Origin of the sequence: Paenibacillus sp. NPDC058898, assembly GCF_049316025.1 — a bacterium.
Taxonomy (GTDB): Bacteria; Bacillota; Bacilli; order Paenibacillales; family Paenibacillaceae; genus Paenibacillus_AQ.
Genome location: NZ_JBMOSM010000003.1, coordinates 138,020 through 159,105, shown reverse-complemented (window position 1 = coordinate 159,105; position 21,086 = coordinate 138,020). Strand labels below are relative to the sequence as shown.

16 protein-coding genes are annotated in these 21,086 nt (G+C 49.1%); 10 read left to right on the top strand and 6 right to left on the bottom strand.

Features of this window, described 5'->3' with window-relative positions:
• The first annotated feature begins 6 nt into the window (after positions 1–6).
• The 3 genes from ACOZB4_RS09215 to ACOZB4_RS09205 all read left to right on the top strand — a co-directional run bounded on the left by ACOZB4_RS09215 (position 7) and on the right by ACOZB4_RS09205 (position 7,999).
• Positions 7–1,404: a protoporphyrinogen oxidase gene (locus tag ACOZB4_RS09215; RefSeq protein ID WP_379404239.1), complete on the top strand. Its 1,398-nt coding sequence runs from the start codon at positions 7–9 to the stop codon at positions 1,402–1,404.
• Positions 1,401–1,964, top strand: coding sequence for a DUF1697 domain-containing protein (locus tag ACOZB4_RS09210; RefSeq protein WP_379404237.1), 564 nt, complete (start codon positions 1,401–1,403; stop codon positions 1,962–1,964). The genes ACOZB4_RS09215 and ACOZB4_RS09210 overlap by 4 nt, the downstream gene beginning before the upstream one ends.
• Before the next feature lie 812 nt (positions 1,965–2,776).
• On the top strand, positions 2,777–7,999 hold the full coding sequence (locus ACOZB4_RS09205; protein WP_379404235.1) for an S-layer homology domain-containing protein: 5,223 nt from the start codon (positions 2,777–2,779) through the stop codon (positions 7,997–7,999).
• Positions 8,000–8,106: 107 nt separating this feature from the next.
• On the opposite strand, the gene ACOZB4_RS09200 is transcribed toward ACOZB4_RS09205, so the two are convergent.
• Positions 8,107–9,336, bottom strand: a complete 1,230-nt coding sequence (locus ACOZB4_RS09200) for an aminopeptidase (protein ID WP_379404233.1) — start codon at positions 9,334–9,336, stop codon at positions 8,107–8,109.
• Positions 9,337–9,502: 166 nt separating this feature from the next.
• Here ACOZB4_RS09200 and ACOZB4_RS09195 point away from each other — a divergent pair, with 166 nt between their 5' ends.
• Complete coding sequence (locus ACOZB4_RS09195) at positions 9,503–11,083, top strand: MDR family MFS transporter (RefSeq protein WP_379404830.1); 1,581 nt, start codon at positions 9,503–9,505, stop codon at positions 11,081–11,083.
• Between the two features lie 228 nt (positions 11,084–11,311).
• On the opposite strand, the gene ACOZB4_RS09190 is transcribed toward ACOZB4_RS09195, so the two are convergent.
• From ACOZB4_RS09190 to ACOZB4_RS09180, 3 genes are all read right to left on the bottom strand, one after another.
• Complete coding sequence (locus ACOZB4_RS09190; RefSeq protein ID WP_379404231.1) at positions 11,312–12,133, bottom strand: carbohydrate ABC transporter permease; 822 nt, start codon at positions 12,131–12,133, stop codon at positions 11,312–11,314.
• 16 nt (positions 12,134–12,149) lie between these two features.
• A complete protein-coding gene (locus ACOZB4_RS09185; protein ID WP_098746367.1) occupies positions 12,150–13,109 on the bottom strand; it encodes a carbohydrate ABC transporter permease in 960 nt (319 codons plus the stop codon).
• A 456-nt stretch (positions 13,110–13,565) separates the two neighbouring features.
• Positions 13,566–14,822, bottom strand: a complete 1,257-nt coding sequence (locus ACOZB4_RS09180; RefSeq protein ID WP_422759532.1) for an ABC transporter substrate-binding protein — start codon at positions 14,820–14,822, stop codon at positions 13,566–13,568.
• 438 nt (positions 14,823–15,260) lie between these two features.
• Between ACOZB4_RS09180 and yqeK the strand changes: the two genes are divergently transcribed.
• Both yqeK and ACOZB4_RS09170 read left to right on the top strand, forming a co-directional pair.
• Positions 15,261–15,896, top strand: a complete 636-nt coding sequence (gene yqeK, locus ACOZB4_RS09175) for a bis(5'-nucleosyl)-tetraphosphatase (symmetrical) YqeK (protein WP_379413819.1) — start codon at positions 15,261–15,263, stop codon at positions 15,894–15,896.
• 22 nt (positions 15,897–15,918) lie between these two features.
• Positions 15,919–16,650: a metallophosphoesterase family protein gene (locus ACOZB4_RS09170; RefSeq protein ID WP_379413497.1), complete on the top strand. Its 732-nt coding sequence runs from the start codon at positions 15,919–15,921 to the stop codon at positions 16,648–16,650.
• Between the two features lie 270 nt (positions 16,651–16,920).
• On the opposite strand, the gene ACOZB4_RS09165 is transcribed toward ACOZB4_RS09170, so the two are convergent.
• A complete protein-coding gene (locus tag ACOZB4_RS09165) occupies positions 16,921–17,097 on the bottom strand; it encodes a hypothetical protein (RefSeq protein ID WP_179090610.1) in 177 nt (58 codons plus the stop codon).
• 234 nt (positions 17,098–17,331) lie between these two features.
• Here ACOZB4_RS09165 and pxpB point away from each other — a divergent pair, with 234 nt between their 5' ends.
• From pxpB to ACOZB4_RS09145, 4 genes are all read left to right on the top strand, one after another.
• Entirely contained in the window at positions 17,332–18,051 is a 720-nt protein-coding gene (gene pxpB / locus ACOZB4_RS09160; protein ID WP_339265792.1) for a 5-oxoprolinase subunit PxpB, read from the top strand.
• A complete protein-coding gene (locus ACOZB4_RS09155; RefSeq protein ID WP_379413503.1) occupies positions 18,048–19,049 on the top strand; it encodes a biotin-dependent carboxyltransferase family protein in 1,002 nt (333 codons plus the stop codon). Before pxpB ends, ACOZB4_RS09155 begins: the two co-directional genes overlap by 4 nt.
• Positions 19,050–19,055: 6 nt before the next feature.
• A complete protein-coding gene (locus ACOZB4_RS09150) occupies positions 19,056–19,814 on the top strand; it encodes a LamB/YcsF family protein (protein ID WP_379413506.1) in 759 nt (252 codons plus the stop codon).
• A gap of 65 nt (positions 19,815–19,879) precedes the next feature.
• On the top strand, positions 19,880–20,518 hold the full coding sequence (locus ACOZB4_RS09145) for a pyroglutamyl-peptidase I (RefSeq protein ID WP_339265786.1): 639 nt from the start codon (positions 19,880–19,882) through the stop codon (positions 20,516–20,518).
• Positions 20,519–20,673: 155 nt separating this feature from the next.
• On the opposite strand, the gene ACOZB4_RS09140 is transcribed toward ACOZB4_RS09145, so the two are convergent.
• Positions 20,674–21,075 carry an immunity 7 family protein gene (locus tag ACOZB4_RS09140; RefSeq protein ID WP_379413509.1) on the bottom strand — a complete coding sequence of 134 codons (402 nt, stop codon included), beginning with the start codon at positions 21,073–21,075 and terminating at the stop codon, positions 20,674–20,676.
• Between the last annotated feature and the right edge of the window lie 11 nt (positions 21,076–21,086).

The window sequence follows — 21,086 nt, the reverse complement described above, 5'->3', positions numbered from 1 at the left end:
TGTACAGTGACAACTACCGTAGTCATCGGCGGCGGCATTACCGGACTTTCGACCTTATACTATTTGCAAAAAGAGTTAAATCGCCATCAACAAGATATGGAATTGGTGCTTATCGAGGCAAGTGAAACGCTGGGAGGCAAAATCCGAACCGTTCAGAACGGTGAATTTATTATGGAAACCGGAGCGGATTCGATCGTATCCCGGAAAACGAATGTGGCACCACTTCTGGAGGAGCTTCAGTTAACAGACCAGGTTGTGTATAATGCCACGGGGACTTCGTTCATATATACGACTGCAGGTTTGAAAAGAATCCCGGATGAGAGCGTATTCGGCATACCGCTTAGCCTGAAATCCTTGGCGGAAAGCGAGCTCGTGTCTGCCGAGGGGAAGGTGGAGGCGCTCAAGGACTACTACACGCCGAATGAAACGTTTACCAAGGATGATTCTTTAGGCGAGTTCCTTGAAGCCTTCCTTGGCAAGGAAATCGTTCAGAATCAGATCGCTCCGGTCATATCGGGCGTATATTCCGGAGAGCTTCATGATCTCACGATTGCGTCCACGTTTCCTTATTTACTAGAATACAAAAATGCACACGGTAGTATCATGGGCGGTCTAGCCGAGCATAAACAGAAGTTCCTGGGCTCAGGTAATAAGAAGTTTGTTTCCTTCCAAGACGGAGTCTCCGTATTGATTGATGCAATGGAACGGACCGTGATACAAACAGGCGCGAAGATATACAAGGGCGTTTCCGCAGAGAAGCTGGAGAAAATGGCTAGCGGTTACGGGATAACATTGGCAAATGGCGAAAAGCTTGAAGCTAATTTTGTTGTATTAAGCACAATGGGATCCGCCGCGAAGGAGCTGCTGCAAGATCCGCTGCTTAACGAGGACTTTGACCAGCTGTATACCAAATCGCTTATCAGCGTGTATCTTGCCTATGATATTCAAGACGAAGAGCTTCCCTACGATGGAACGGGATTCATTACGGCTAAGGGAACCCAGTTAAAGTGTGATGCTTGTACCTGGACGAGCCGGAAATGGGAGCATACTTCCGAGAACAAGCGGTTATTAATGCGATTGTTCTACAAGAGCTCCAATCCGCATTATGAGGAGTTCATCCGATTATCCGATGAAGAATTGAAGCGGGTCGGGATGGAGGATATCAGCCAAAGCCTCGGCATTAAGGCAGAGCCTATTTCTTGTGAAGTCACTAAATGGCATGATAATATGCCGAATTATCATTTGAAGCACCGGCAAATCGTGGAGTCATTAGAGCATAAAATGGGTGACCTGTACCCTAACGTTATGCTTGCGGGATGCTCCTATTATGGAGTGGGTATACCGGATTGCATTGCGAACGGGGAGAAGACGGCAGGTCTGATCGTAGAAAGGATGCTTGGATGACAATTTATATCGCGTTGCTCAGAGGGATCAATGTCGGCGGCCATAACAAGATCAAAATGGCCGATTTAAGAAAAATGCTTGAACACATGGGGCTGGCTCGCGTGCAGACCTACATCCAGAGCGGAAACGTGCTCTTCGAATCTGCGGAATCCAAGGAAACGCTGCGCGTCCAAATGGAACAAGGCATACTTGAAACGTTCGGCTTCTCGATATCGGTGATCCTTAGAACCTCTGAGGAAATCGAGGGGATTGTTCGGAACTGTCCATTTTCGGAAGAAACGATACGTCAAGCGGAGGAAGCGTCGGAGTTTGAGAGTCTTTATGTTGCCATGCTGCCGGAAGCGCCTGCTGCTGAAGATGTGGAGAAATTAAGGCTCTATGTAAACGAAAAGGAAACCTTCGAGGTTATTGGTGAAGAGGTTTACTTACTGTTTAAGGAAAGCGTTCGGAATTCCAAGCTGGCGGTTCAGTTGACGAAGCTCGGCGTACCGATGACGATGCGGAACTGGAAAACCATGAACAAGCTGGTACAACTGTCCCAGACAATGAAGAGTGAGTAGTCGCCATCATTTATACAAATGAGGGGTACATAGGCTAATCTCAAAATTCGAGAGGAAGTCCGGGCTAAAGTGTTTCACTTCCTGAGGAGCGGGTAAATATAGAACAAGTGGGAAGTGGTATTGTCAATCGACGGACGGAAGAACATGATGTCATTCCGAAAGGCAGTTGATTCACCATGAACACTCGCAAAAGGAGAAGGAGAGCGAAGTTTCTTCGATTCTTTTCAGGTAAGGCACCCTAGCAATTGGAAAATGGCTGCATAATGAATTTTAAATCGCTTCCCACTGATAAGGATCCTGCGAAATTATTCGCGGGGTCTTTTTTTTGTGCGGGAGACCGGAGTAATTGATAACATCTGAATAAGCTGAAGCTGCATTCCATGAAAGAGGATCCTGACGGATGCTTGCCCAAAGATGAGTCGGATAAGACGTGAATAGTCTGGAAGTAATGGGTTTTATACGCTATGCTGCCCCCGCTTGTGGACCTTGAGATAGGGGGAACTACTTAATATATAGTAACGAATATCTGTTAACAAATTGTCCTATTTTACTAGATGATTAACTGATCCCGGGACTTGTGAATCATTTATCAGATTTTACATAAATCGGTTTAAAAATCAAAGGGAATATGCAATTATTGATCTTAGGAGGTGAGGTGCTAAATGGATCTTTTATAGGAGATAGCCTAAATCTAAATCGTGAGGGATTTAATATTGAAAGCGCTTTAATTAAAATTTGGAGATCCCATGGAGACCTGGAGAATTGGGAAACTGAATTGATTGTTCAAAAAATCATTTCTAGGAGGTTTTCCATTGTCTAAGATCGTCCTGAATCGATGTATATCCTGTTTCTTGATTCTCTGTATCGTGTTGTCGGCCTCGTTTGCCGGTTTCCCAGGACAGGCTTCAGCCCAGTCATCCAACGCACTGAACAATGTACCTGAACTGCTGATCACCGAGCTTGTCCCTGATTCTACGAATGTAGGAACCGCCGATGGTTATGAATTTATTGAAGTATATAACAATACTGACCAAGACATCGATTTCAGCCATTACAAAATTCGTTACCGTTACTTGGAGAGTGATACCCTCTGGGCTCATGTACCCGATGAGGTGATGATTCCATCCAGAGGCACGCTGGTGTTCTGGATTATTAACGTACAGAACAGCAAATCAACGATTGCTGATTTTAATAAAAATTACGGCACCAACCTGATTGAAGACACCGATGTCGTCAAAATATTCTCAGGCGGCATGTCCAATTCACGCATGCGGGAGCTCGTGGTTGTGACGAACACCGGCCGTCCGATCGTATCCGCATTTTACAATGACGGAGATGTTCATAACGCCGCCGATCAGGGGATCTTCTATAAGTACCCGGAGGATGGCAGCCTGAAGATGCAGCGGATTTCCCAGCTGGAGCATAAGGCTACGCCGGGTTCGCTGCAGCATTCCGAGGTACCTGCGGAGCCGGTGCATATTGATGTGACCAAGGAACCAACGGTCACCAACCGGACGACAACGACGAATGTGACGCCGGGCGAAAATCTGGAGATTCTCGCAGAAGCGCACGATGATCGTATGGTTACGTCGCTCGCGTTATCTTATCGTGTGGATGGACAGAACGATTACAAAGTCGTACAGCTTCAGGAAGGAAAGCAAGGCCTCAGTCATACGATTTCTTACCTGGAGCTGCTGGGACACACCAAGCTGGAGTATTTTTTCACGGTGTCCAACACCTTTAAGGAAGTAGCGAGTCCCAAATACGAAGTCGATCTCACGGGGAATGGTGCCAGCGCCAGCCTGAATGTTGACGATCAACAGACCGTCACCGGGATAACCTATATTCGGGGTGCAGCAGGTGGGGGAGAACCTGCAGATCTTGAGCTTCATATCGACGGGCAGCCGGTTCAAGGTACACCCGTTATGGAGCATTCCGCTTATTTTGTTTTTGAAGGCGATGGTATTGACGATGGGATCAACACGGTAACCATCGGCAAGAATGTTCTGTTCAAGACCGAGGCGAACATTGACGGCTATCAAACCATCGTTGTCCCCATCGAACCGCAATGGTTGATAAGCGGCATAAACGAAATTACCCTTCGGGCCGGTGATAATGAGAAAACCTATTTCGAGGATGACAAGCCGACCGGAAATATGGATGACTTTAATGCCCGCAATGTACGGCTGTTGTTAGGAGATGGGACAGAAATCCGGGATCCGCAATATAGCGATCCTGCGCTTATCCATGACCTTGGTGACGATGGACGGTTTCTGCCTTTTGTTGCATTTCAATTCGATATTCCAGCCGATAAAGTAAAGGCCCTGTCTTACGCATGGGATACTACGACGGTTACAGACGGGCAGCACAACGTTGAATTGAATGTAAAGGGGAAGTCTGAAGCATCTGCCATTGTTGAGGTAGATAACAATGGACCGGTAATTAGCGTGACCGTTGAAGAGGGGAAGAGCTATAAGGGAAGCATTCCGATCGATGTGACTGCAGAAGATAGCGTATCCGGCGTGGAACAGGTGAAGGTCCTGCTGGATGGTCGAACCATCCAGGTGCCATACGATACTTCATCATCCGAGCTTGATCCAGGTGATCATAAGCTGGAAATCCGGGCAGTGGACAAGATCGGCAACATCTCGGAACGTACGGTAACGTTTAACACGACACCGGAGCATCCGAATGCACCTGTATTGGTCTCACCAGCAGATATGGAGAGCGGAACCGGGTTGTCGCCGGAACTGAAGGTTCAAGTCAGCGATCCATCGGATGACGAGCTTGAGGTCTCCTTCCATCAGGCGTATCCGTATCATGCATTAAGTGGCGATCGAGTAAAATTATCCAAGAACGCCTCGGATGAAGAGCCACCTAAGGACAGGTTCCCGGTGGGCGAAACTGCGCTAACTGCAGAGGAATTGAAGCTGGTAGCAGAGTCCAACGATCAATATGTCACGGTGGATTCCACGTCCCAGTTCCCTTATATCCGGTTTGAGGTAGAGCTGGAGCATGCCGTGGAGCCGGGTGACAGCGTTGAAGTGACTTGGGAAGGACATACGGTGCCCGGCCGTAAGGTCACGATGTATGCGTGGAACCACAACCAGAACAAGTGGACGGAAATTACCAAACATATTGCCCAGTCTGAAGATGATTTTACGCTGCGAGGCGAACTGATGGCAGCAGACTACGTCCAGAACAGCAAAGTGGATGTCATCGTACAGGACGAAATTCCATCCCGTGGGGATTATGATTACACTTTTGTATGGGTATCGGATACCCAGTTCTTAACGGAGCTGTACCCGCATATTCAGCAGAAGCAATTCGACTGGATTGTCGATTCCATTGATGATATGAACATCAAATATTTGTTCCATACCGGTGATATCGTGAATGATCCGACAGCTGAGTATCAATGGAAACGTGCCGATGATTACATGAAGATGCTGGAGGATGCAAATCTGCCGCATGGCGTGCTCGCCGGAAATCATGATGTGGGAAGTTATGATTGGGATTACACGACCTACAGTCAATATTTCGGGGAGGAGCGTTACAAGAATCAGCCATATTACGGAGGTTCCTACAAGGACAATCGCGGACATTATGACCTTGTCTCCGTTGAAGGCAACGACTTCATCATGATGTATATGGGATGGGGCGTTGAAGACGAGGACATCAAGTGGATGAACGAGGTTCTCGCAGCGTATCCGGACCGGACCGCATTCCTGAATTTCCATGATTATATGCTCGCGAACGGAACTCGTTCCGGTATAGGTAACAAATTGTACAAGGAAGTTGTCGTTCCGAATCCGAATGTGGTTGCCGTTCTGAGCGGCCATTACACGGGAGCCAGTCTGCTTAAGAATGAATTGGATGATAATGGTGACGGTATTGCGGACAGAACCGTGTATCAGATGCTGGCAGACTACCAAGGACATGCCGATGGCGGGAGTGGTTACTTGAGGTTGCTGCATTTTGATAAGGATAGCAATCAGATTTACGTAAATACGTACTCTCCTTATCTGGATAAGTACAATTATTATACAAATGGCTCGGATGAGTTCAAGATGAATCTGGATCTTGAACCGAAATTAAAGCGCGTAGCAACCGATTCGATCCAAGTAAATCATCTGAGAGGAGAGTCTATCGGTACACCGCAGAACGTGGCTAGCGGCACTGAGGTTACTCAACCGTGGACAGGACTGCAATCCGATGGAACCTATTCGTGGTATGTCGTCGCACAAGACAAATTCGGGGGGAAAACCCTTTCGGATGTGTGGACATTCACGACAGATGGCGGGAATCCAGGCGCTCCGACCAACCTGAAAGTACTGAATGTGACATCGTCAACAGTTCAAATCGGTTGGGATCCCGTAAACAGTCCAGACCAACAAGTCGTGAACTTTAATGTGTATCAGGACGGGGAGCGCGTGGCAACGGTCACGGATAGCGTATATGAAGCGACAGGGCTAACCCCGGACACGCTGTATGAATTCAAAGTAACCGCCGTGGACAAGCAAGGGACGGAATCCGCTCCTAGTGAGGCCTTAACGGTCATCACTCAAGCCGTAGAAATTCCGGATGCACCTGTATGGACAGCCGGGGAGCTTGAATTTTCGGACATTACTTCAAACGGCGTATCCATGAGCTGGCCGGAGGCGACCGCAGATCATGGCGTGGATGGATATCGTGTATATCTGAAAGGGCGGAGTGAACCGGTTGTTGCCGTGACCAATGATGTGTATTCATATACCGCTTCCGGTTTGGAGCCGGACACCCGATATCATTTTACTGTAAAAGCCTATAACGCTGCGGGAGAGAGCGCCGGACTTCATAACACAGTCACAACACCGGCAGCAGCAGTAGACAAGAGCGAGTTAATCGGATTAATCGCATCGGCACAGCAAAGGCTCGACGAAACACGGGAAGGCACATCGCCGGGGCAATATCCGGTCGCAGCAAGGTCTGCACTCCGTGCTGCCATTGAAAGAGCCAGCGCCATAGCGCAACAGGATCATGCAACTGCCAAGACAGTACAGGATGCAATCATTGCTCTGCAAGCCGCGATCCGTACCTATAACGCATCGGTTGTACCTTCAACGGAGAATCCTCCATCATCGGGATCAGAATCAGGATCGGGGTCCTCTGGAGGATACGTATTATCTGGAGACAACCGTTTAAAAGAACTTGAAGTGATCATCGGCGACAAAGCAGCTGAACTTACCCCTGCATTCAATGAGAACAGAACTGAGTACCGACTTGAGACGGAAGCTGAATCTGTGCAGCTCCGTGTTCATGCGGCGCATAGCAAGGCAGCAGTTCTTCTGGGAGAAGAACCCCTGAAAAAGGATCAGGTTATCGAGCTGAAGGAAGGGGATAACCTGTTGAAGCTGGTGATTCGGGCGGAGAACGGGACGACCCGAACCTACCAGTTAACCATTCACCGTAAGGCGAAGCCGGGCACCGAAGAACCGAAGCCGGAGCCAAAGCCGGTGATGTTAACAGACATCGCAGGACATTGGGCTTCGTCGGCGATAGAGGAAGCGGTTCAGCTCGGTATCGTTGGGGGTTATCCGGATCATACCTTTAAACCGGACCGACAAGTAACACGCGCCGAATTTATGGTCATGATGGCCAAAGCACTCGATGGACAAAGGGATGCTGGGAAGCTGGATTTCAAAGACAGTTCCCAGATCGGATCCTGGGCGCTTGAAGCGATTCAATGGGCCGTATCCGAAGGTATTGTGAAGGGATATGAAGACGGCTCATTCAGACCGAATCAATCCGTCAACCGTTCTGAAATGGCGGTCATGATCGCAGGTTACCTGGGCCTTGCCTTACCAGAGACAGAAACGGAATTCCGTGATCAGCAAGCCATTCCAGCTTGGGCAGAGAAGGAAATCGCTGCCGCCACTGCGGCTGGCATCGTAAATGGCCGCTCGGGTAACCGGTTTGCTCCACGGGACTCCGCGACCCGGGCGGAAGCCGTCATGATGATTCTTCGTATGCTGGAGAACGTGGAGAAGCAGTAAGAAATAAGAACAAATAAGAGGCTGACACTAGAGCTGGAGCTTTAGTGTCAGCCTCTTTTTAGGTTGAAGGCTAATGGAGATTCATGTTAAGGGTATGGAGCAATGAATTAAACCCACCGTCCACCGCGAAATACAGGTTCAATCGTGCCGTCAGCCAGCACACCGTCAATGTCCAGTTCAGCCGAACCGATCATGAAATCAACATGCGTCAGACTAACATTGACTCCGCGAGCGATGAGTTCTTCCTTGCTCATCTTGGTACCGCCCTCGATATTGACAGGATAGGCGCTTCCCAGCGCAAAGTGGCACGATGCATTCTCATCGATACCGGTGTTATAGAAGACGCGGTTCAGCTGGGAGATTGGCGAATCATGCGGTACGAGTGCCATTTCTCCTAGATAGGACGCGCCTTCGTCCGTTTCCAGCAGTGTCGTGAGGTGCTCCCGCCCGGATTCGGCTTCATATTCGACAACTTTGCCGTCCTTGAACGTGAGCTTTATGCCTTCTACCAAGCGGCCGTTCAGATTAAGCGGAAGCGTACTGGTTACGGTCCCGTTTACGCCTGTACGGTGCGGCATTGTGTAGATTTCTTCGGTTGGCATGTTTGCCACGAAATATACGCCGGCTTCATTCTCGTCACCGCCGCCAAGCCAGAGATACCCTTCCGGCATGTCCACGCGCAGATCCGTTCCCGGCGAACGATAGTGGAAACTCTTATAGCGTTTGGCATTCATGTGATTCTGGCGCAGTTTCAACTGAGCAATATGATCCCGCCAAGCGGCAACCGGATCTTCGCTATCCACTCGATTCATCTGGAATACCGCATCCCACATCGCTTGAATACGATCCTCTTCGGGAAGATCCGCGAATACCTTATCGGCCCAGGCACGGGTAGGTGCCTTAATGAGCGACCAGCTGATTTTATTGTTGCGCACATAAACTTGGTATTTTTCGTTAGCTACGGCAGCGGCTTTCACGGCTGTAGATACTTTGGCTGAATCAATGCCTCGGAACAGCTCCGGATCCGGAACCTTAATGCGCAGAATGGCTCCTCCACCTTCTGCAAGCTGCTGCATGGCGTCGGCCTGCCACTGCGGATAATAACCGAAAGAGTCAGCGGGTGCTTTCTCGTAGCGAATGCGGGTGATTCTCTCATCATCCCAGTCGACTTGCACATATTTGGCGCCTGCATCGTATGCTTTGGCCACGATGTGGCGTGTCAACTCTACGGTTTCGATTGGAGCATTGACAATCAGTACTTGGCCCGGTTGAACGTTTACGCCTACCTTAACGACCAGCTCCGCGTATTTCTCCAGATTTTTCTCGAAATTGTCCATATGTAGATTTCCTCCATTTCAGATGTACACTCTATTTTAACATGTTTCCTCTGTGTTCGAAAAAAAGTGGAATCAGGACAAAAGTGTGACAGTCAGCTGTCATATTTTCTGAATTACAATGACGACAGTAAAAAAAGAAACCTACTTAGAAGGAGTGTATGAGAACGTGAAGACACAATCGACCAACAAATTGCCCATCGTACTCACAGGCCTGCTGCTCGGCATCTTAATGGCCTCCATGGACAATACAATCGTAGCGACCGCAATGGGGAATATCGTCGGGGAGCTCGGAGGACTTGATCATTTCGTATGGGTGACTTCCGCTTATATGGTCGCTGAGCTTGCAGGAATGCCGATCTTTGGCAAGCTGTCCGACATGTACGGTCGCAAAAAGTTCTTTGTATTCGGGATGATTGTATTTATGCTGGGTTCCGTACTGTGCGGTACGGCGAACTCCATTACAGAACTGGCGCTATATCGTGCCGTGCAAGGCATCGGCGGCGGTGCGCTGATCCCGATTGCATTCGCTATTATGTTCGATACGGTTCCCCTCGAAAAGCGGGGGAAGCTCACCGGGTTATTCGGAGCCGTGTTCGGATTATCCAGCATATTCGGACCGCTTGCAGGTGCGTATATTACGGATCATATTACATGGCAGTGGATATTCTATGTTAATTTGCCAATCGGTATCGTGGCTTTCATGATGGTCACGCTGTTTTATAAGGAATCGCATGAACGTTCCAAGCAGCCGATTGATTGGATGGGAGCCGCTACACTCCTGACGGGCGTCATCTGTTTCATGTTTGCTTTAGAGCTTGGCGGCAAGCAGTTGGCGTGGAACTCCTGGATTATCCTGGCGTTGTTTGCTATGGCGTTTGTCATGCTGGTTCTCTTCGTGCTTGCTGAGAGAAGGGCGCAGGAACCGATTATTTCCTTTCGTTTATTCAAGAATAAACTCTATACGTCCAGTGTGCTGTGCGGTTTATTCAGCGGAGGATCGTTCATCGTGGCTTCCGTTTATATTCCGATTTTCATTCAAGGGGTACTCGGTGGAAGCGCAACGAACTCGGGGCTCGTCCTGCTGCCAATGATGGTGGGTTCGGTCATCACGGCTACAGTCAGCGGTTTTCTGATGAGTAAAATATCGTATCGCAACATCATGATCCCGACGCTTGTCCTGTTCACGGGAGGGATGGTGCTCGCTTCGACGCTAACTCCGGAATCCAGCAGGTTCATCGTAACCCTATACATGGTACTGATCGGGCTTGGCATCGGCGGATCGTTCTCCGTGCTGAGTACAGCCGTCATGCATGGCTTATCCTATAAACAGCGCGGGATGGCGAGTTCGACCTTTAACTTCACGCGATCGCTTGGAATGACAATTGGAATAACCGTGTTCGGGTTGATACAGAGCCGATCCTTCACCGGATCCCTGTCATCGGGAGCAGTGAACAACGGCGGACTTCCTGAAGGATTCGATCTGAAGGATCCCCACATCTTATTGGCGCCGGAGACAAGGTCGCTGATTCCGTCAGAGCTGCTCAAACCGATCTCCGACAACCTCGCTTCCTCCATTGCCATTACATTTGCCTGGGCTATCGTTCCTGCAGCATTAGCGCTTGCGGCAGCAACGTTAATGGGGCGCAAAAAGTTGGATGAAACAGCGGAGTTAAAGAGAGAGGCGGTGGTTGGTTCAGAAGAGGAGGGAGAAACTCCGGATAATGAAAAGCTGTTGATGGTGCCGTAGCGTTTACGGTATGGCGGTATGACCCGGATCAAAATGATTTGTCTCATAAACGGATTTGCTCATTGGACTGATGGTTCGTCAGGTTGAAAACCATGTCCTATGAAGTAATGGCGGTGCTCAGGATGTTATCCTTTGCACCGCCATTTCTTGCTTTTCGGCCGGTTGCTCTTAACTGAATAAGAGGGCATCCCGCCAGATCCAAGACCTTTTGGGACACCCCTCTTACCGTTAACTCTTAATGGCACCTGCTGCAATATCGGAAATGAATTGCTTGCTGATGAACAGGAACATAACGATCAGCGGAATGACGGCTAGCAGCGTACCGGCAATGACCATCGAATAGTCGGTCGTGTATATTCCGTTCAATGAGGAGAGCGCAACCTGCAAGGTGAATTTGTTCTCATCATTTAGAATAATAAGCGGCCACAGGTAGTCATTCCATACGCCGATGAACGTGAAGGCGGCCAGGAATGATAAGGCGGGACGCAGAATCGGCAGCGATATATTCCAGTAGAGGCGGAAGAATCCGCAGCCGTCGATTTTGCCTGCATCTAGCAGCTCTGAGGGTACCGACTCCTGTGCATATTGCCTGATCCAGAAGATCCCGAAGGCGTTTACCATTCCGGGAATGATCAACGCTTTATAAGTTCCTACCCATCCGAACTCTGCCATAATGACAAACGAAGGTACCAGGGACAACTGGGCAGGCGCCATCATGGTGGCAAGCAGCAGCACAAACAGCCATTTATTGCCTGGGAATTGGAATTTAGCGAACGTGAATCCAGCCAGGGAATCAAAGAATAAGACTAACAGCGTACAAGCGGAAGCAACGAACAGGGTATTCCAGAATGCGCCGAAGAAATCAATGCTGCTCAGCACTCTCGACACGTTATCAAGCAAGTGAGGACCGAACCATAGTTTCGGGGGGAAGCTGTAAATGTCCGAAGTGGTTCGCGTTGCCATGACAAGCAGCCAGTAGAAGGGGAAAATCGACAGCAGCAGTCCGGCGATTAACCCGATGTGAAGAAAAATGGATTTCCATTTGAACATACGATTCACCCCCATTTCAGTCATTGGACGGACTGCCCTGCACCATTTTCCAGTTCACGATGGAGAAGAGTGCAATGAGCAGGAACATTCCCCAGCCGACGGCAGCGCCATATCCGAAATAGTTATTCACGAAGGCTTCACGGTACAGGTAGAGGACGATGGTCATACCGCCGCCGCTGACGCCGCCATCATTGCCGACAAGCACCTGCGGTTCGGTGAAGATCTGCATGCCGCCGATGGTCGAGGTGATGACCGTGAAGAGAATGATGGGTCTTAGATTGGGAATGGTGATTTTGAAAAAGGATTGAATGCCGGAAGCTCCGTCGATTTTGGCTGCTTCGTACAGGACGGTCGGAATGCTCTGCAGCCCGGCAAGATAGATAATGGCGTTATACCCTGCCCATCTCCATATGACCATGACCGAAATGGCGAGCTGTATGCCCCATGTCTTATTCAACCACTCGATAGAGTTCAGGCCGAGCAAGGACAGAATATAGTTGAGAAGGCCGTAATTGTTCGAGAATACGGTGCCGAATACGATGGCAACCGCCACGAGTGAGGTAACGTTCGGCAGGAAATAACCGATCCGGAAGAAGGTGCGGAACCGGACAAACGATGCATTAAGCAGGAAGGCAACGACCAGCGCGATAAACAGCATCGGTATCGTGGAGTAGATCCAGATGAGCAGCGTGTTGCCGACGGCTCTCCAGAATTCCGGATCGGTGAGCATGAATTGGTAGTTGCCCAGCCCGTTGTAGGTCATCTCGCCGATGCCGTCCCATTTCTGAAAGGACAGGAACATCGAGAAGGCGATCGGAAAGAGCCCGAATATGGCAAATAGAATGTAAAAAGGGGAAATCGCCAAATATTCTTTGCGGTGTTTCCATATCTGTGCTGACAGTCGGTCTTGTGATTTCGGATGCTTAGGAACAGGCTTCTGTTCCACGGGCGTATGATTCAGCATTGGATTATCCATCGTACTGTAACCTCCTCAAGCGGTTGGTATTTAAGTACTTATAGAGGTTGTTCAAAAAGTCTGCTTTTGATAAGAAAACCTCTATCGAGGCCACTTCAAGGATGAGCGACCGCGATGCATAGGTAGGTTTTCTTGCGATATAGAATTTCATCAGTTCCACTGATAACTCATAAATTCTATATCTAACACGAAGCGAATCAGGAAGCAGCGCGGCATCGAATCTTGAATTCTGCCGGGCCTAAGCGGATGCTTACGAAGTCATGTTTCCTGCGGAAACATCTTAGGTGCTCACGTTTCCAAAACGTACGCTCCGCTCCTGACGTCCCTAGCTTCATCCAACTGAAGCGTTTTGAAAAAACGCACATCGGAAGCATAAGCTTCGGTGCTGAAAATCGACCTTTTTGAACACGCACTTTTAGCAATCGAGAAACATACAGGTAAGAACCGGATCCGGGTTTAGCGCAGCAGTTCTTTTTTGACTCTGGCCAGCGCGTCTTCCCAGGCTTTATCAGGATTTTTGCCTTGGAGCGCAACGGATGACAGCTCTCGATTGACAATGCCGTTTACATTAGCGAATTTACCGCCGAAATAAGCAGGTTTGACGTTACGCGCAGAGTCCGAGAACACCTCGCCAGTTGCCTGATTCCCGAAAAATTCCTCGGGCTCCTTCATCACGGGGGCATCCAGCGCGTCTTTGGCGGAAGGGAAAAGGTTGATCTTCTTGAAGGATTGAACCTGATTTTCCGGATTCTGAATATATTTCATTACTTCAAATGCTTCCTGCGGATATTTACTCGTCTTCATGATGGCGAGGAAGGAGCCGCCATTGTTGCCGTCCCCGCCAGGGGCGCGTGCTACTCTCCATTTACCGCTGGTATCCGGCGCCGCCTGCATCAATATTTCCTTCATCCACACCGCACCGACAAAGGAAGCGACCCGTCCATTGTTCATGGCGGCATTCCATTCTGAGGAGGAAGTATTAGTGTTGGCGCTTAGCTTCATCTGTGAAGCCTTCACCGCCGTATCCCAGGCCGTCTTCATGGAGGATTCAGGGGTTTCGCCGATAAACGTATTGTCCTCAGCAAAATATATGCGTTCAGACTGAGCATTCATTTGCGTGTAAATGTTGGTGATGTTGTCGAGCATTTTCACTTTTTGATCAAAATGCTCCTGCAGCTTCTGCCCGGCTTCGAAATATTGATCCCAGGTGCCGAGCTGCGCGTGGACATCTTCTGGTTCGGTCGGTAGCCCGGCTTCCCCGAACAAATCTGACCTGTAATATAGGGCGGTTGGCCCCGTATCGATCGGAAGGGCAATCATGGCGCCTTCCGGGGTAACGCCAAGCTTCCATTTCCAATCCAGGAAATCCGGCTCAATCTCCTTGGCGCCCAGCTCATACAGATCGTAGAAACGATCCGAACTCGTAAACAGCTCTGCCACCCAGTCGTTAAAAGCGACGATGTCCGGTCCTCCGGAACCAGCCGCTAGCGTTGTTTTTAGCTTCGATTTGAAGTCGCCACCGATTTTTTGTGCATCGATTCGGATCCCCGGGAACTCCTTTTCAACGGACTTAATCAGCTCATCGTCCAGGCTTCGGTTCCAATACCAGAGTGTAAGCGTTTTCGTTTTTTCGGTGGAAACATTTCCAGCGCAACCGCTGATGATCATAACAAGAATCAGTAACCCCAAGCTAACCATCCTGCGTGTATTCACTATCGTCAGCCTCCTAACGTGGTGAAGTCGGTGATGCTTAAATCTTATTCAGTTACCAAGCTTGCGTGAGTATAAATATATGATTACGTTTATAAACATTAGACTAAAAATCGAAACATTCCATAAAAAGGAATAATAAATGGACAACCTGGGGGCGATATCACGGATCGATCAAGTCTTTCTAATATATCATTGCCTCCTCCTTCTGTAGGTTCGTTAGGTCATGCTCGTCATTAATATCCTGCATCACCTACACGAATGGGTTCGGTCGATGAGTTTTAGAATCGGATGACCTCCTTTCTTTGACTTTCTTGTATAATAGCTTCAAACTATTCTCAGTATAAGTTAATATTGTATGGAAAATGAAGTGCTAGATTGGTAAATTCAAGGAAGTTAGGTGAGGTGAAAAGAGTGAATGACCCGCATAACCGTCGCTTGATCATCAGCTCCTACCGTGAGCTTGGGGAACACGAGCTCACCGGGAATCTTAGGAATGACGTGGCCTCCTTTCTGCAGAAACACCAATGTCCAAAGACAGCAGAGCATGTTCTGAAAGTGGGGGAGGAAGCCCGCAGAATTGCTGTTCTCTATGGCGCCGATCCGACCGCTGCTGAATATGCCGGGTATCTGCATGATATTAGCGCCGTTTTTCCGAATCATGTCCGCATTCAAGTAGCCCGCGAGATCGGGGTGGAAGTATTGCCTGAAGAAGAGCAATTTCCCATGATCATCCATCAGAAAATATCGGCATATATGGCCGAGGATTTGTTCAAAATTACAGAACCTGAAATCTTGAACGCTGTTGGTTGCCATACGACGTTAAGATCCAAGGCTACATTGTTAGATAAGGTACTGTTCGTCGCGGATAAGATGGAATGGGATCAAACGGGAATCCCCCCGTATTTAGAGGAGATTACGGAGCAGTTGCAAACCTCGCTGGATCATGCCGCATTTGAATATATTCAATACTTATGGAATCGGCGTGAATTGCTGAAGGTAGTCCATCCTTGGCTTCAAGACGCATATGATGAATTACGGGATTCACTAAACCATAACCTCGGCAATCCGAAATAAACGAAGTTTGGAGGCGGGTTCATTGACGCAAATTGCATTGATCTCCGACATACATGGAAACATTCCTGCCTTGGAGGCCGTTCTGAAGGATATCAAACAACGTGAAATCGAAACCATCTATTGCCTGGGTGACTTGATTGGGAAAGGTCCGCACGGAGATATCGCGGTTGATCTGGTCAGAACCCATTGCCAGCAAGTCATCAAGGGGAATTGGGACGACTTTATAGGCAAGGAAACCGATGATCCGGTCCTCCAATGGCATCAGCATAGACTTGGAAGCGAGAGGCTTCAATATCTTGCCGAACTTCCGTATATCCTTGAGTTCATGATGAGCGGTAAATGGATCCGGTTGTTTCATGCATCGCCCCGCAGCGTGTACGAACGAATACAACCATGGGATGACCAGGAGAAGCTGGAAACCTTGTTTCACAGTTCCCCGCTGTGCGGAGACCCGAGAATCGCGGACGTCGCCGGTTACGCGGATATTCATAATGCATATCACCAGCATCTAGACGGGAGAACGCTGTTTAATACTGGCAGCGTCGGCAATCCCCTCGAAATGCCTGAAGCCTCCTATGTCATTTTGGACGGAATCTATGACAGCGAAGATCCGGCTCCTTTCAACATTCAATTTATTCGCGTGCCATACCCTATTGAACAGGCTGTACAGGATGCCTTGGAATCCGGCATGCCTTCCCCTGAGGAATATATTCTCGAGGTTAGAACGGGGCGGTATCAAGTAAGGAAAGACTAAGGATAATATCGATTTCTGAAGAGCCGGTTATGCCGGCTCTTTTTTAAGAGATAAGAAAGTATAAACTTCTAAGATTTAGCATCCTTATCTCGCAAGAAAAACTTCCGCTAAATGCGGTCTGTCTACTGAGAAAGTACGTCGATAGACGTTTTTCTTATGGTAGCAATCACATGAACCACAAACCCGAATGACTTGTAAAATAATACACCTAAAAAGACCTCACGGACGATCCTGTAATCAACGGATCATGTGTGAGGTCTTCTACTTGTATTATTGTTGATTCTCGGAGCTGTGACCAGTGTTTGATTGCTGCTGTTTAAACACCTCGGCTGCTTCTTCTGCGGAGATTTCGGTGTCAAATTCACCTGGAATCGGCATTTTGTTCAATTTCGTGGTTTGAACTTCTGCTTTTGTCGGTTCATTACTGTTATGGTTTTGTTGGCTCATGTTGGTGGCACCTCCTTATCAAAGTACGTCTTCTGTATTTTGCCAACCATTCCCTAAAATTATACAGAAAGACAGTATTGACGCTTGGCCTGATCCGTCAGAGCCAGCTGTTCCTGATTCTATCGCCAAATATTTAACTTCATATTCAACGGATGCCTGTTTCTCTGCTATCATAGGAATAATCGTTCAATGTTTGACGATAATCCGCAGTACATATGGAACGGAGAATGTACTATGAGCAAGTCTTATTCGTTCTTCCCTTTAGGGGATTCGGCTGTTCTCGTTCAATTCGAAGACATCGTGAGCGAGAAGGTGCATCGCCAGGTCACAGCTATGACGAGGCGAATGGAACAGAACCCTTTTCCAGGCTGGATCGAATGCATCCCTTCGTATACAAGCGTAGCGGTTTACTATGATTATGATAAGATCGGCAAGCCAGAGAGGTTCGATACCGTGTTTGCTTACGTCTGTTCGATGCTGGAGCAGCGGATGGAGGCGTGCGCTTGCGAGAAGACCATCACGAAATATGAGGTTGTTGACATTCCGGTTTGTTATGGGGGCGACTATGGGCCGGATCTGGACGAAGTGGCTCAGCAGAACCACCTATCTCCCAGAGATGTCATTCGTATTCATTCCGGGCAGGATTACTTAATCTACGCGATCGGATTCGCGCCCGGCTTCCCCTATGTCGGAGGTATCCCGGAGCAGATTGCGACACCGAGGAAACAGACTCCCCGGCTGCAAATCCCGGCTGGATCCGTAGGAATCGCCGGCACGCAAACCGGCATTTATCCGATCGAAACGCCGGGCGGGTGGCAGATTATCGGCCGGACGCCGCTCGTTTTATTTCGTCCCGAAGCCGAGCCGCCAACGCTGTTGAAGAGCGGGCAATATATCCGGTTTCGGCCTATTCAAGTTGAGGAATTTGAACGGTTAAGGGAAGTGGGCCTATGAGTATAACCGTACTAAAGTCGGGACTTCTTGTTACTCTTCAGGATGCGGGAAGACGGGGTTACGGCAGATACGGGATTATCACGGCAGGAGCAATGGATAATTCCGCTTATCGGATCGCCAATCGACTAGTTGGCAATGAGAATGAACAGGTCGTTCTGGAAATTACATGGTCAGGATTCGCGGTTGAATTTCATAGCGATCGGTGGGTTGCCATTACAGGCGGGGATCTATCACCCTCGATTGAAGGTGTGAAAGTTCCAATGTGGCGTCCCGTGCTGATCAAAGCGGGCCGTGTTCTGAGCTTTCAACAGCCGGTAACGGGTTGCCGCGCTTATATGGCTGTATCGGGCGGATTTGATGTCTGCCAGGTAATGAGCAGCAGGAGTACGTATTTAAGGGCCGGAATCGGAGGATATGAAGGGAGGCCGTTGAAGAAAGGAGATACACTATTTGCTCATCCTTCTCAGCTTCCTCTGGTTATGTCTGAACGCTACCTTGATGATTACGGCGGTTTCCTCACCGTGAATTGGGCCGTCTCTGCTGAAGGGTATCCTGGTTCAGGGCAGGAGGAGGTGATACGCGTGCTGAAAGGGCGTCAATATGATGACTTTGACGCCATCAGCAAGCAGGCGCTGTTCGAAGAACAGTTCACCGTAACTCCGCAATCGGACCGTATGGGCTACAGGTTGTCCGGTCCGCCGCTTCAACTAAGCCATGCAAAGGAATATATATCCGAGCCGGTAGCCCTTGGAACGGTACAGGTACCCGCAGATGGCCAGCCCATCATTCTAATGGCGGATCGGCAGACGCTTGGAGGTTATCCCAAAATTGCGCAAGTGGTGACCGTTGATATTTCGCTGATCGCTCAGCTGTCTCCTGGGGCAGCAATTCGTTTTGCGGGTATTTCGTTGGCAGAAGCAGAACAGCTTTATACGGCTCACGTTCGAGAGTTTCGAATGTTGGAGGCCATGATCAAGCTTAAATTAAAGGAGTGGTGAGTCAGCATGGTTCGAGTGGACCTGAACTGCGATATGGGAGAGAGCTACGGTGCTTACAAGTTAGGCCATGATATGGAGCTTCTTCGCTGTATTACTTCGGCAAACATTGCTTGCGGATTTCATGCAGGTGATCCGGCGGTCATGAGGGCAACGGTCCGTCAAGCGATTGAGAGCGGTGCCGCAATCGGCGCGCACCCTGGCTTGCCCGATCTGGCTGGCTTCGGAAGAAGAAGAATGGAGATAACGCCTGCCGAAGCTTATGACATGGTAACCTATCAGATAGGAGCCCTGATGGCTTTTGCGATACAGGAAGGGTCTGGGCTGCAGCATGTAAAACCTCACGGTGCTCTGTATAATATGGCAGCAATCTCCAGACCCCTTGCGGATGCGATTACATCGGCGATCAAGCATATCGATCCGACACTCATTCTGTATGGGTTGGCGGGCAGCGAGTTAATCGCGGCGGGGGAAAGGGCAGGGCTTCGCACAGCAAGCGAAGTGTTTGCGGATCGTACCTACCAGGATGACGGCACCCTCACGCCGAGACATCTGCCGGATGCCATGATAACGGATCCCGAAGCTGCGGTTACGCAAGTCGTACGGATGGTGAAAGACAGAGTGGTAGTTTCTCTGAGCGGCAAGGTGATTCCCATTACGGCAGATACCGTCTGCATTCATGGAGATGGCGCGAATGCATCGTTATTCGCCAGCACCTTGCGTTCACGGCTTGAAGCAGAAGGCGTAAGCGTTCAAGCGCTGCTATAATAAAAGTTAGGATGCTATTTTCGTGACCCGGCAGCTTACATAAACGAGTACAGGAGATATGATATATGCTAAAAATATTAATTTCAGGCTTTGAACCATTTGGCGGAAGCTCTATCAATCCAACGGAGAGACTGGTTGAGGAGATCAAGCACGAATCCTTCCCCGGTGCAGAGATCAGAACGCTGCTGCTTCCCGTACATTACGATGAGTGTGCGGAAATACTGCTGCAACAGATGAAGGCATACGAGCCCGATGCGGTCATTGCCTGCGGCGTAGCGGGTGGACGGACCGCCATTACACCGGAGCGGATCGCCATTAATATCAAGGATATACCGCCGGAATCGACGATTTCGGATAATCGGGGTGTAAGACCTCAAGACGAGCCCATAGACGCTGACGGACCGGACGGACTGTTTTCAACCCTTCCCATCCGTTTGATGGTCAACCGGTTGAAGGAAGCGGGAATTCCAGCTACGGTATCCAATACAGCCGGAACGTATATCTGCAATAATACGATGTATGCGATTTTGAACGATATTCGCCTTAAGCAAAAATCTGCCATTGGCGGATTTGTGCATTTTCCGGCTTCGATAGAGATGGCCGTGGAGAAGCCGTCCTTGCCGACTTTATCCCATGAAACGATGTTGAAAGGCCTGCGCATCATCGTACAGGCCACGATGGATGAATTGAACGGACGAGCTTAAGTCACGGTCGCTCAGCCCTTACGCAATGAGTTGTAGATACATGATCGAATACATGATTAACAAACAATAAATCCCGTAACCCGCCATCCATGAGAACATCATGACATAGCGAGTAACGGGATCTTTTTTATTTTCTAACTCTATACATCATGTCATTAATCGACTGCATCTTCGATTACCGGGACGCAAGGGGAGAGAAACGGATCGCGTTGTTCCCGTAATTGTCCGCGTGCCAGCACCTGAACCCGGAACTGGTTATCATAACCCTCCAGATTCTCATCATCTCTGGTATACAGGAGACCGTATGAACCGGGAGCGATTTCGCCAATCAATTGGTACAGCGCCACGATCTCGGCAGCCTCGGCTCCCTTGCGGTTCGTAAAACCTCCGACATGAAGGTAATAGAAGCCGTTAGCCGCATTTAAGGATAGCAAGCCGCTGCCCCATGCAAATTCGGTCATCTTAAGCTGTATTTTCTGAATAATCATGTCGAGCTGCCCGGCATCCGCTTCCGCAGGATTTTCCTGGATAGTAGCCCAGCCGTGAAATTCATACATGAATGCTCACT

What these genes read in the sequence shown, in the direction of transcription:
- ACOZB4_RS09210 (WP_379404237.1), top strand. Translation starts at nt 1,401, where the DNA reads ATGACAATTTATATCGCGTTGCTCAGAGGGATCAATGTCGGCGGCCAT.
- ACOZB4_RS09200 (WP_379404233.1), bottom strand. Translation starts at nt 9,336, where the DNA reads ATGGACAATTTCGAGAAAAATCTGGAGAAATACGCGGAGCTGGTCGTT.
- ACOZB4_RS09190 (WP_379404231.1), bottom strand. Translation starts at nt 12,133, where the DNA reads ATGTTCAAATGGAAATCCATTTTTCTTCACATCGGGTTAATCGCCGGA.
- ACOZB4_RS09185 (WP_098746367.1), bottom strand. Translation starts at nt 13,109, where the DNA reads ATGGATAATCCAATGCTGAATCATACGCCCGTGGAACAGAAGCCTGTT.
- ACOZB4_RS09165 (WP_179090610.1), bottom strand. Translation starts at nt 17,097, where the DNA reads ATGAGCCAACAAAACCATAACAGTAATGAACCGACAAAAGCAGAAGTT.
- pxpB (WP_339265792.1), top strand. Translation starts at nt 17,332, where the DNA reads ATGAGCAAGTCTTATTCGTTCTTCCCTTTAGGGGATTCGGCTGTTCTC.
- ACOZB4_RS09155 (WP_379413503.1), top strand. Translation starts at nt 18,048, where the DNA reads ATGAGTATAACCGTACTAAAGTCGGGACTTCTTGTTACTCTTCAGGAT.
- ACOZB4_RS09150 (WP_379413506.1), top strand. Translation starts at nt 19,056, where the DNA reads ATGGTTCGAGTGGACCTGAACTGCGATATGGGAGAGAGCTACGGTGCT.
- ACOZB4_RS09145 (WP_339265786.1), top strand. Translation starts at nt 19,880, where the DNA reads ATGCTAAAAATATTAATTTCAGGCTTTGAACCATTTGGCGGAAGCTCT.
- ACOZB4_RS09140 (WP_379413509.1), bottom strand. Translation starts at nt 21,075, where the DNA reads ATGTATGAATTTCACGGCTGGGCTACTATCCAGGAAAATCCTGCGGAA.